13 protein-coding genes are annotated in these 11660 nt (G+C 51.7%); 3 read left to right on the forward strand and 10 right to left on the reverse strand.

The window, feature by feature from the left end; all coding sequences use genetic code 11:
* Positions 1–3: 3 nt before the first annotated feature.
* The 7 genes from U869_RS32340 to U869_RS0127965 all read right to left on the reverse strand — a co-directional run bounded on the left by U869_RS32340 (position 4) and on the right by U869_RS0127965 (position 7091).
* On the reverse strand, positions 4–180 hold the full coding sequence (locus tag U869_RS32340; RefSeq protein ID WP_157834777.1) for a hypothetical protein: 177 nt from the start codon (positions 178–180) through the stop codon (positions 4–6).
* Between the two features lie 404 nt (positions 181–584).
* Positions 585–2561: a TonB-dependent siderophore receptor gene (locus U869_RS0127940; RefSeq protein WP_025123157.1), complete on the reverse strand. Its 1977-nt coding sequence runs from the start codon at positions 2559–2561 to the stop codon at positions 585–587.
* Positions 2562–2649: 88 nt separating this feature from the next.
* On the reverse strand, positions 2650–3498 hold the full coding sequence (gene modD, locus U869_RS0127945; protein WP_025123158.1) for a ModD protein: 849 nt from the start codon (positions 3496–3498) through the stop codon (positions 2650–2652).
* Positions 3495–4307: a class I SAM-dependent methyltransferase gene (locus U869_RS0127950; RefSeq protein ID WP_025123159.1), complete on the reverse strand. Its 813-nt coding sequence runs from the start codon at positions 4305–4307 to the stop codon at positions 3495–3497. Before U869_RS0127950 ends, modD begins: the two co-directional genes overlap by 4 nt.
* 2 nt (positions 4308–4309) lie before the next feature.
* Positions 4310–5080 carry an ABC transporter ATP-binding protein gene (locus U869_RS0127955; RefSeq protein ID WP_025123160.1) on the reverse strand — a complete coding sequence of 257 codons (771 nt, stop codon included), beginning with the start codon at positions 5078–5080 and terminating at the stop codon, positions 4310–4312.
* Positions 5080–6066: an iron ABC transporter permease gene (locus U869_RS0127960; protein ID WP_025123161.1), complete on the reverse strand. Its 987-nt coding sequence runs from the start codon at positions 6064–6066 to the stop codon at positions 5080–5082. The genes U869_RS0127955 and U869_RS0127960 overlap by 1 nt, the downstream gene beginning before the upstream one ends.
* Complete coding sequence (locus U869_RS0127965) at positions 6063–7091, reverse strand: iron ABC transporter substrate-binding protein (RefSeq protein WP_025123162.1); 1029 nt, start codon at positions 7089–7091, stop codon at positions 6063–6065. The genes U869_RS0127960 and U869_RS0127965 overlap by 4 nt, the downstream gene beginning before the upstream one ends.
* Before the next feature lie 485 nt (positions 7092–7576).
* Here U869_RS0127965 and U869_RS0127970 point away from each other — a divergent pair, with 485 nt between their 5' ends.
* A complete protein-coding gene (locus U869_RS0127970; protein ID WP_025123163.1) occupies positions 7577–8089 on the forward strand; it encodes a hypothetical protein in 513 nt (170 codons plus the stop codon).
* 153 nt (positions 8090–8242) lie between these two features.
* On the opposite strand, the gene U869_RS0127975 is transcribed toward U869_RS0127970, so the two are convergent.
* Entirely contained in the window at positions 8243–8797 is a 555-nt protein-coding gene (locus U869_RS0127975) for a GNAT family N-acetyltransferase (protein ID WP_025123164.1), read from the reverse strand.
* Positions 8798–8863: 66 nt separating this feature from the next.
* Entirely contained in the window at positions 8864–9268 is a 405-nt protein-coding gene (locus tag U869_RS29855; protein WP_029988277.1) for an NUDIX domain-containing protein, read from the reverse strand.
* A gap of 130 nt (positions 9269–9398) precedes the next feature.
* Here U869_RS29855 and U869_RS0127985 point away from each other — a divergent pair, with 130 nt between their 5' ends.
* Positions 9399–9782, forward strand: coding sequence for a VOC family protein (locus tag U869_RS0127985; RefSeq protein ID WP_029988279.1), 384 nt, complete (start codon positions 9399–9401; stop codon positions 9780–9782).
* Between the two features lie 56 nt (positions 9783–9838).
* Here U869_RS0127985 and U869_RS0127990 read toward each other — a convergent pair whose 3' ends face one another.
* Positions 9839–10339 (reverse strand): hypothetical protein, encoded by a 501-nt coding sequence (locus U869_RS0127990; protein ID WP_025123167.1) that lies wholly within the window; start codon positions 10337–10339, stop codon positions 9839–9841.
* A gap of 257 nt (positions 10340–10596) precedes the next feature.
* On the opposite strand from U869_RS0127990, the gene ampC reads away from it, so the two are divergent.
* The coding region (ampC, locus tag U869_RS0127995; RefSeq protein ID WP_025123168.1) for a class C beta-lactamase at positions 10597–11660 on the forward strand (1064 nt) is incomplete at its 3' end.

The following is an 11660-nucleotide window of genomic DNA, read 5'->3' on the forward strand; positions in this document are numbered from 1 at the left end:
GTATCAGTGTGCCACTATAACCCCGTTTTCACAGTCAATTTTGATTGTTTTACATAGACTTATATACTGCCCATCGTCTTTTTTCAATGCTATCAATGCAACTGGCTTTGTTGTATTTTCAGCAATACCAGCCACAGCAGAAAAAGATACCACTGCAAAAAATAAAATCGTCTTTTTCATTGTTCTTCCTAATGTGAAAAGTTCTATAAGCGTACTGCCTGCTTTTCCCGCTTCGAATACCGAATAACGTATGTCCACCGTTTTCCCTTGAGTGAATCCATCAAAACCGAAATCATCGCAGGGAGTTAAGGAAAAGGGGAGTAAAATTTATGCAGATTGCTCCAAGATACTCCTCCAGTAAGCCAGGCCCAGTACAAAATAGCTACTGAGCCTGGCACCGAGGGTGCGACAGCTAGGCGTTGTGAAGGTTTAAACGCTTGAGCACCTGACCCCGCCAAGAGGTGGCCAGCACATCAAGCCTACTATTTGCTTTCCGCGGGTTCCGCCCGGCAACTGGGTATTGCATAAAATATATTGCAGTTGGGCTTTTACCGGTTCATTTTTCATCTTGTCTGCTCCGAAGATTAGAACTGATATTCAATACCGGCCCAGTAGTTACGGCCTTCCTCAGCAAAGCCTTCGGTATAGGCGTAGGCGGTGTCGAACAGATTATTTACCGAGGCGTTAACGCTCAACCCTTTGATAATCTGATAATCGGTACGCAGGTTGGTGACGGCAAATCCTGCCGCTTTCTGGCTACCATCGGTGTTGCTGTAACTGGATGAACGGGCTTCTTCAGACAGGGTAACGCTCAGCGGTTGCCACGGCGTATAGGTCAGCCAGCCCACGACGGTCTGGGTAGGCAGGCCGGTAATTTTACCCACGCCCTGATCCTTCACGCTGCTGTGAATGAGGCTGTAATTAAGGCCAACCTTCAGCTCCTCCGCGATCACCCCTTTGATACCCAGATCTAGCCCGGTGTAATCCACCCGCCCGCTGTTGCGGTTTTGCACCGTATTGGTATCGATATTCTGCGTCAGAATGGCATCACTGATCCGGTTGTAATATACGCTGGCTTCGTATCCCCAGTTTTCGGTCAGATAACCGTTATAGGTGAGATCGACGCTACGAGCGCGCTCTGCTTTGAGATTCGGATTCACCAAAGCCACTTGGCCAAACGCCGGGCGCGAGGTGGTATAACGCTCTTTCAGCGTCGGGAAACGGCTGCGATCGGAGAACGAAAGGGCAATTTCATCGCGGTTATCAAAGTGGTACTTGGTCATCGCCTGCCAGTTGAAGGCGTTTTGACTATTGTCGTCATAGCGGGTGATTTTACCGTTGTTTTCATGCTTCATCGCCTCCAGGCTATCCCGCCAGTCATAGCTTATCCCGGCGACTACGTCCCATTGGTCATCCACCGCCCACTGATATTCACTGGAGAGTGACCAGGTGCGATCTTTATAACGATCGTAAGGGGCGTCTTTAGATCCCTGCTCGCGGTGAACGTCCTCTTTCCAATGCGCGGCGAACGAAAGCTGATCGCGTTCGCGCATATCGGCAGACAGCTGCAACGCTGCGCCGTCCGTATAGTCGTCGTAGTGGCTGTAGCTACCGATCCCCTTGTGCAGATCGCTTAGCGAGTTATACATCATCAGGGTATTTTTAAAGGTGTCTCGGTAAGCGCGGCTTTTTAGCGTAAAGCCATCTCCCAGCCTGGTGGTTCCCTGATAGTAATAGCTCTCCTTGTCATACTCAGGCCACTGCCAATAGCGGGGTTTCTGGTCGCTGGTACCGGCGTACGGCGGATTTTGCTTTTCCCCATCCTGCTTGATGTAGGTGAAGGTATATTCATCGTTTTCACGCGGGGTAAAGCCGACTTTGACAATACCGCGTTTATCGTCCGATGCGGAATTGGTACGGCGACCATTCTCGCCCGCGACGTCATTGTTCACGCTATGCGGCAAACCCGCGAAGCGCTGTTTTAATTGGCTACCGCTGACTTGCAGATAACCGATATCGTTTTTAATCCCCAGCGAGGCATCGGCATCGAACGCATTATCGCTGCCACGGCTCCAGCCCTGACGATAGCCGATGCTGGCCTCCAGCGGCTTGCTTGGCTTTGATGTGGTCAGATTGATTGAACCGCCCATCTGGTTCGGCCCTTGTAGCAACGACGTGTAGCCTTTAGAAACCTCCAGCGACGCCAAGTTGGAGGTTAAGAAACGCCCCAGATCCAGGTTGCCATCATAGGGGATGTAAATCGGTACCCCGTCATAAAACACCGGCACCTGGCGATTATCAAAACCGCGCACCCGAACCTGGAGCTCGTTGCGGCCACCAGATTTCTGCAACGTCACGCCTGGCACGATAGTCAGCGCCTCGGCTACATTGCGTTTATCCAGTTGGGTAAAGGTTTCGGGAGTCACCACCGTACTGGTGTTGGCCACCGGGCTACCCCAAACGGTCATGGTATCTTCGGCGGGGGGCAACGTTGCCGCTATGACATTCCCGGTCATCAAAAAGGATAGGGTGGTGCAGAGAGTCGTTTTTTTCATTTTCATCATCTTCCCAGATTTCATTATGTTTATTTTTATATAGCGATAGTAGTAACCATGGGCGCGGCCAGAGACCGTACCCATCAAGAAGGCTTTAATCCGTTGGGATAAGTTTTACTTTGATATCGGCAGGAGGCGCATGATAGGGCGCAGAGGTCACCAGCAGGGGCACGCCGGTCTGCGCATACGCTTCTACCGTACTGAGGTTGATGCCTCCGGCAAGTGAAAGGCGACAGCCGGGCGCATGTTCTTTCGCAAAGCTTTGCAGTGTCGCCACATCCGACACGGCAAATTTATCCAACTGCACGATATCTGGCCGTGCCTGCAGAGCGGCTTTGGCTTCATCCGGCGTATCCGCCTCAACGATAATGGCTTTTTCCGGTGCCTGTTGGCGTAGCGTAGCCACCAAGTCTTGCCAGTCTGTGGGGTTGGCGCAGAACTGGCGGTGATTAGCGAACAGCAGGATGGTTTCGGCGCAACCCGCCCGATGGATGATGCCACCTGCCGCCACCACCGCCTGCATCGCCAATAAATGGGTGCCAGGAATGGTTTTACGCGTGCAGGCAATTTGCCCCTGCGGTGAATAGCGTTGCAGGATCTGGCGCATGCGATACAGATAATCAGAGACGCCGCAGCTCCACTCCAGCAGGTTCTGCACCGCCTTCCAACCTTGATGAAGGGCATCCGCCTGGCCAGTGGCGGTTAGCAGGAGTTCGCCAGCGCTAGTCACGCTGCCATCTTGCAGGTGTGGATCCGCATCTAGTCCAAGCCGTGCCAGCATGCGTTTAGCCGTGTGCAACCCGCTGACACAGCCGCCATGGCGATGATAAAAATGCATCACACCACGACGAGTACCGATCCCCAAGGCTCGCGTGGTGAGATCGCCGCCCTGAATATCATCCATCAGCCATTGATCCAGATAGCTGTCCGGAATAAAAATCATACGGCCTCCGGATTTTTATCCCAGTAAACCAGCGCCCAGTCGCGAGTGGGAGAAACCAACCGCTGACCTAACTGCTGGTGGCGGGTGTAATAATCAAACAGCCGCTGCTGCTCATCATCGCTCAATGTCCCCAGCGACCAACTGACGCTTTCGCAAAAACGCTCATAACTGTCAATGTTCCCCTGACAGTTAGGGCCACGGATGAAGTCGACGCGGGCACGGATCCCCAACTGATAGAGGACGTTAACCGCGTAGATATAATTGGGCAGCTCAATCACCGGGCGGCCGATGGCCTGCTGTAATGCAACATCCACAAACGAAGAACTGACCGTATGAGTGGTGTAAACCCTTAACCGCGCTGCCCGATCGATTTTTTGCATGGCATTGCGCAAATCCCCAACCAGCGTAGAGCGCGAGGCCACGGCAATATCGCATAGGGGCAAGTCATCCCAACTCTCTTCCCACGCCCGGCGCTTTAACGTGACGTTAGACAACTTCATGGCCTGTGCGCGCTGGCCAGCCACTTCCAGCATGCCAGAGCTATAGTCGATGCCATAAACCTGCTCGAGCTGGTCTGCCACGTTTAAACACACGGTGCCCGGCCCGCAACCTACGTCGAGCAAGGTCCGTGCGCCCGTGAGATCCATTTTGGCGATCAGTTGGATCAGATAGGGATCTTGCGGATTGGCGCAGGTCACCGACATTTTCTCGGCCCGTTTATCCCAGTGTTCCGGGGCCTTTTCGGTGCGTTTCGCCAGGGCCAACTGCTGTTGGTAAAGTCTGGCAAAGTCGATTTCATCTATAAGCATGGTTATTTCCTTGTTTGAGTCGGTGCTATTGCTAGATGGGTGGCAATTTCATGCTCACTGACCCGGTAAAGCCGGGACAGTGACGCGCTGTTCAGCATTGCTGCTGGCATTCCCTGCAATGCTCCCGCGAGTGGATCGAGCGTGACCACCGTATCGGCCACCGCTTTGGCATGCATTGGGTGATGGGTGGACATCAGCAGGGTGATGCCCGCCGCTTTAAGCTGGCGAATACGGTTTAACAGGGTGATCTGGTGACCGAAATCGAGGCTGGCGGCAGGCTCATCCATCACCAGGATCTCCGGCTGTTGCACTAAAGCGCGCGCAATCAGCACCAATTGCCGTTCACCCCCGCTAAGCGTGGGAAACAGCCGAGCCTCGAGATGAGCAATACCTAAGGTCTCTAGAGTATCGTGGGCCAGTTGGCGATCGCGCTGCGCCGGTGAGGCGAACAGACCAAGGTGAGCGCTGCGGCCCATAGTGACCATATCCAGCACGCTGTAGCTAAAGGGGCCAGCATGGGCCTGGGGAACGTAGGCCACTTTTTGCGCCAATGATGCCGCAGACCAGTGGCCAAGCGGTTTGCCGCACAGCACAATTTCCCCGCCAAGTGCAGGTAACAGTCCAAGCAACGTGCGCATTAGGGTCGTTTTCCCACAACCATTGGCTCCGAGCAGACAGCAAATTTCCCCCGCTTGCAGGGTAAAACTGATGTTCTGCAAGATAGCATCCCGGCGATAGCCCAGCGCAACGTTGCGAAATAGAACCACGCTCATTAACGCCCCCCACGCAGTAATAACAGCAGGAAAAAGGGGGCGCCGATCAACGCGGTCAGAATACCTAATGGTATTTCGAGGGGAAACAGGCTGCGCGCCAGCGTATCGGTAAGTAACAGCAACAGGGCACCGACCAGCATGGAGAGTGGGAACAGGCGCTGGTAATTATCGCCAGCCAGCAAACGGCAAATATGCGGCACCACCAGACCAACCCAACCGATAATGCCTGCAATCGACACAGCGCTGGCGGTGATTAACGTCGCACAGATGATAAACGTCAGGCGCAAGCGCTTAACGTTTACCCCCATCGTCCGGGCCTCCTCATCGGGCAGGCTCAGCAGATTCATGCGCCAACGCAGTAACAACAGCGGCAACATGCCCAACAGCAAAACCGGCGCGGTACTGGAGAGATCGCCCTGGGTGATGGTTGAAAGGCCGCCCAACAGCCAAAAGGTGATGGTGGGCAGTTGGGTGTAAGGATCGGCCAGAATTTTAATCAGTGAGATCACCGCACCGCATAAAGTGCCGATGGCAATACCCACCAAGACCAACGACAATACCGGATCATGGCGTTTCGCCAACTGAGCAATCAGACAGGTCAGCGCCACGGCGACCATCCCGCCAATAAAGGCACCGAGTTGCACCAGCAGAATAGGCAAGCCGAGCCACAGCGCAATGCATGCGCCCATTCCCGCACCGGCAGAAACCCCAAGAATATCTGGCGAGACCAGCGGGTTGCGGAACATCCCCTGATAGGCAGCACCCGCAGCAGAAAGACCGGCGCCGATCATCAACGCGGCCACGATACGCGGCAGGCGGATTTGCCAGAACACGATGGCAGCTCGCGGATCCGTGGCAGATTCTGGCGTGATAAACAGGGCCAACAGGTCATTAGGCATAAGTGGAAATTTGCCGATCATCAGCGTTAACAGCACGGCGAGCAGGATAGCGGCAATAGCAAAACCGAGGTGCCTGGCGAAACTCATTCAGCCCCCAGCAGCCGTTGGAGCCGCACTTCAGTTAGCGCCGTATGGTAAAACAGCTGATAAAAGGTGCGTAGATCGTTGACCCACTGGGGTTGAATAGCCAGATCAAAGTGACCCTGTAACCTACGCATCCCTAACAGGCGATTGATGCCTGGCGGGGAGTCTAGCCAGCCAAAGGGCTGCCCGCTAAACAGCAATACTTGTCCCTCACGCACGGCATTCAGGCTGTTCCACAGCGGATCTTGCGTGATGTGCCGATAGGTATTGAGATCCTGCGTAAGAATAATGTCGGGTTGCCACAACAGAATCTGCTCAAAGGAAACCTGGGCTAGCCCATGGCGTTCCTCCTGACTTGCGACGTTAACCAGCCCCAACAGTTCGGCCGCCTCGGTATGAAGCGAGCCTTGCAGGCCGGTTTCCAACCCGGTTATCCCTCGAGCAGAATAAAACCGTGGCGGTTGCTGGTTTTGTTGCGAAAACCGCTTGGCATCTTGTAACCAAGACTCGGCGAACTGCGCCTGTTTTTCTGCCCGCGGCGAAACACCGAGTAATTTACCCACCTCACGTAATTGCTTGGGCGAATCTTGCAGGTTGCCATCCACTAACACGTAGGGAATGCCGGTTTGCGCCGCTGTGCGCTGGGCAAGTGAGCTGAAGGTCTCATCCGCGCTACCGCAATCGATAATGATGTCAGGATTTAACGCCAGGATCTTTTCCAGCGAAAGGGTACTTGCACGACCTGAAAGGCGGCCAAGACGAGGGAGTTTGGTCAGCGTGGGGGAAAGATAGTCAGCGCCGGTTACCGCAAGGTCAAACGACGATAGACCCAACAACATTTCCGGCGCCAGCGCCACCAGTAACAGGTCCGCAGGAGCTCCTGCGCTGAGGACTCGGTGAGGTTGCAGCGGATTAGGGAGGTTGCCAAAAGGAACCAGCAAGGCATCCGCCAGTGCGGAAAGCGGTATTGATGACAGCGTTGCCCCAGAGAGTAGAAAACCTATCAACTTACGACGGGTCAAGTTCATAAAATAACCAGCAGAAATATCGTTATATAATTTGTTATATAATGAAACGTCAAAAATTCAGAGTCAACACCGATACGAGAAGGTGTGATCTGTGTGGGATAAGGCACTGATTTCTTGGCGGCGGAGCATGTGGATGCGAAAGCCTTAACGGCTCTGGTGTAGGAGGCATCTGTGCAAGAAGAAGATGGGGTAACATGATGCGTGATGCCATCGCGGCAAAAAGCAATCAGTGTCGAACCAATACGCCGTGAAACGGATTTTTATCACCCGTATAAAGATGTACTACTGTTAATAGATGTAATCAGTGATAGAAGAAGCTTGGCATGGTTAAACCCTCGTTTTCCCGTTTGATGGTCGTGCTCCTGCGGGGCATTGCTTGCTGCGTTAAACGTTGCAGAGAGCAGTGTACAGGGGTACTACGCGACGTCTGTGACAGGGAGAGGGCAGTCAAAAAATCACCACTCCTATTAAAAGAGGTCATTTAAATGTTTAATAAGCCCGTTGCTATTTTATGTTTATTAACAGTGGTGCCCGAATGTGTTGCAAGTGAGATAAATCTATATTCCATGAATACCGGTTCCTTTGTTTATCATATGATAAACAATGAGGGGCAATACACGGAAAACTTTGATAACAAATTTTTCTCCGTTGAGCGAAAGTTTTCTGAGGATTCAAAATATAGTATTTTAGTCGGCACCATGAAAAACAGTTTCAATGACCGCTGTATCGCACTGGGTCTACGAAGAGACTGGATATCTAGTGACTCCGGATGGGTCTTTAAGGGTGTATACGGTTATGTTGGGGAGTTCTTTTTTGATGCTTTCAGCCAATGTGGTAATGATGGTTCCTATGAAAAATTCAAGGATGTTACCGGCGTGGGGTTCTCTCCCTATATCTATCATGCCGTTCAATACAACTTCACCAGTTACTTTGGTATAGAAAGCGGCATTATTCTTCCCTCGATATTTGTCGTTAGCGCACAATGGAGTTTCAGGTAATTTTCAGAGACGGGCTTTGCGCAGGCGGTCGATATTATTATCAACGGACCGCCGCGTAGGGGCGCTGCATGCTGCGCCCGTCAGTACTAAGATTACCAATACATTGCAAACAACCGTTGGCACAGTTTTGCCAATATATCTTCATCATCTTCTTTATTGTATCGGCCATTCCTGCTTTAACATCGCATAAATCAACTCATCACCCCAACGCCCATCAAAGCGATCGTTCTGTCGTAAATGTGCTTCTTGGCGCATGCCCAAGCGTTCGACCACACCGATAGAGCCACGGTTGGCGGCATCTAGTCGGGCGAAAATACGATGGAAACCCGCTTCGGTGAAACCACGCTCCAGCAGCGCACGTACGGCCTCGATCGCATAGCCTTTACCGGCATAAGCCGGGTTGAAGATATAGCCAATTTCGCCTTGCAGCGCAGCGCTGTTGGCCAGCTTTAGCAACACTTCACCGATGAGCTCACCACTGTCTAACAGGGTAACGGCACAATAGAAAATATCACCATCCTCGCTAAAACGAGAAGCCACGGCCTCGGCCAGGTTCGCTTCTAGCCGTGCTTGGTCGGGAGGTGAAGCATACAAGTAGCGATACACTTCAGGCTGGCGATGATAAGCCGCATAGGCATGGAGATCGTCAGGGGTAAAGCGGCGTAGCCGCAGGCGCTCGGTGGAAAATGGCAGGGTAATAGAATGCAAGAAATTATCCTTTTTGTTGTTACGCAGAAGGGGACTTGCCCGGTATGCGACGCTTGCAGCCGCACATTAACGATCCAGCAAAGAAAGAATATGGTTTTTAGTTAAGGGCGCCAGTTGATACGGGTGGTTGCTAGAGGGTTCAAACCATATCACTTCCTCAATTTCTGCTGAGGGGAGGAAATTGGTCTGTGCGGTGCTGATACGGAACATATCAGCAAACAGCTGATGCCCCGGCTCGTTCGCGGCAAGATCCGTGAAGCGACCTAGCGGGATCATCTCATCTGGATTGATATCTACATTCAGCTCTTCTTTCAGTTCACGTGCCAGAGCTGCCTCTGGCCGCTCGCCGGATTCAATTTTCCCGCCCGGTTGCATAAACCACGCCGTGTCACGTTTTCTGACCAGCAGGATGCGGCCAGCCTTATCGGTTATCACAGCCGCAGCTATATGAATTTGCATGCTATCTGACATTCTGAACTCCGTTGTGTGGTCGCGGGAAGGGATTAATGTACCAGAGTTGTATGGATAATTCCTGGTCAGGCAAACCGATCCTGCGACCTGTGCTACGCTGTGGTTTTGCAAAATCGAGAAGTGAAAGTCTATGATAACCAAGCCTGTTGCCAGCATTCAGTCAAGTTCGTTCGTGATTGCCGTGCGCGATCTGAAAAAAAGCTCTGCTTATTTTTGCGACGTTTTGGGGTTTGACTTGGCATGGCCGGAAGGGATGGGCTGGCAACTAGCCACCAGGGGATGTGTACGTATCATGCTAGGCCATTCACCTGAAGCAATGCCGCCCTCGGATATTGGCGATCATAACTATTTTGCTTATCTGCATGTCGATGATGCCAACGCACTTTATGCTGAGTTTGTCAGCAAAGGGGCAATCATCCTTGCGCCACCTGCTGATAAACCACATGGCATGCGTGAGTTTACCGTAGGGACTCCCGACGGCCATAGAATGATGATTGGTCAGGATCTCGTGTAACGCGGGGCTTATGCTGCCGATTAAACTCGGCAGCTTCCGAAATCTATCTGGGCCGCTTATATCTCTGTTATTTTCCCATCAAGTTTTACTAACACCGTTAAGTTAGGGAAAGTCTTTCTAATCTCTGAGAAATCGAAATTTTGATAAGAAGGGTCACCAGAGATGGCATCGTTGTTATCCAGGTTACGTAAATGGTCTTTCGGTATAAGCACAGGTATTGTTTTAATCCCCAAAAAATCTGCTGCAATAGAACGATTCCTCCCTTCTACAAATATTGGGCTATCAATTGGGCAACCGATTTGAGGTGGATCAAATCTATTACCTGCACGGTAGTTGTTTTTGCAACTTGCCTGTTTTATCTTGAAATCATCAGGGCGAAACTGAGGCCCACCCCACGACTTGTCGGCCGCTTCTGCTAGCCATGACGTTTTCAAAAATACAATTATTGCCGTATTCTTGGCTACCGATGGTTCTGTGGTGGGGATATAGCCATTGAGGGCAACTATGTAATCTTCTTTCCTTTTACTTGTGGCTTCAAATTGACATAAAAAATGCATTGCTTAGCTCCCAGTAGATTTCAGATTGTCATTTAACTCTTAAATATTACTAATGATTTTGGCGGATTTCAACGAGCGTAGAACATCTGAAATACTCTTTCAATCCCCCGACTCCAGGTTCTCCGTAGGGGTATCCATTAGAAAACCTTTTAGCTAATGCTAAATTTTACCGTTTGCCGCCCACCATCAAATCCCACAAACTGAGGGCGTCTGATAGCTCCAGACATCCTCTTAGCCCTCAATTTCGGAAAATAACCATGTTGAAGAAATCCCTATCCTTGATGCTGTTACTTGCCACCTCAGGTTCAGTATTTGCCGCACCGCAAACGGAAAAACAGCTAGCCGACATTGTGCATCGCACCATTGCGCCACTGATCAAAGAGCAGGCCATTCCGGGCATGGCAGTGGCGGTCATTTATCAGGGCAAGCCTTACTACTTCACTTGGGGATTGGCAGACGTTGCAGGTAACAAGCCTGTTACGCGGCAAACCTTATTCGAACTGGGCTCGGTCAGTAAAACCTTCACGGGTGTATTAGGCGGCGATGCCGTCGCTCGCGGTGAAATCAACCTTGACGATCCGGCGAGCAAGTATTGGCCATCACTGTCGGGCAAGCAATGGCAAGGGATAACGCTACTGCATCTGGCAACTTATACCGCCGGTGGCTTACCGCTCCAGATACCGGACAACGTGGCCAATGAAACGGCCCTGAAAAATTATTACCAAACCTGGCAGCCGCAATGGGCTCCGGGTACCAAACGCCTTTATTCGAACGCCAGTATTGGCCTGTTTGGTGCACTGATGCTCAAACCGTCGGGGATGAGTTTTGAACAGGCAATAACTCAACGTGTGTTCCAACCGTTGAAGTTAACGCATACCTGGATCAATGTTCCGCCTCAGCAAGATAAGCACTACGCCTGGGGTTATCGCGAAGGTAAGGCGGTGCACGTTTCTCCTGGTATGTTCGATGCCGAAGCTTACGGCGTGAAATCGTCGATTGAGGATATGGCAAGCTGGGTGCAAGCCAACATGACACCAGCCAAAGTTAGAGATGCCTCGCTGCAACAGGGAATAAAGCTTGCCCAATCGCGCTACTGGCATGTCGGTGAGATGTATCAGGGGCTGGGTTGGGAAATGCTGAACTGGCCAGTTAACGCGAAAACTCTGGTCGACGGTAGCGAGAATAAAAACGCATTGGCGCCGCTGAACGCCACAAAAATAACTCCGCCAATGCCACTATCAAGCGCCTCTTGGGTACATAAAACCGGTGCAACCGGTGGGTTTGGCAGCTACGTCGCTTTTATACCCAATAAACCTCAAGA

The sequence above is a fragment of the Serratia sp. H1w genome, from assembly GCF_000633355.1.
In the GTDB taxonomy this organism is placed as follows: domain Bacteria; phylum Pseudomonadota; class Gammaproteobacteria; order Enterobacterales; family Enterobacteriaceae; genus Chania.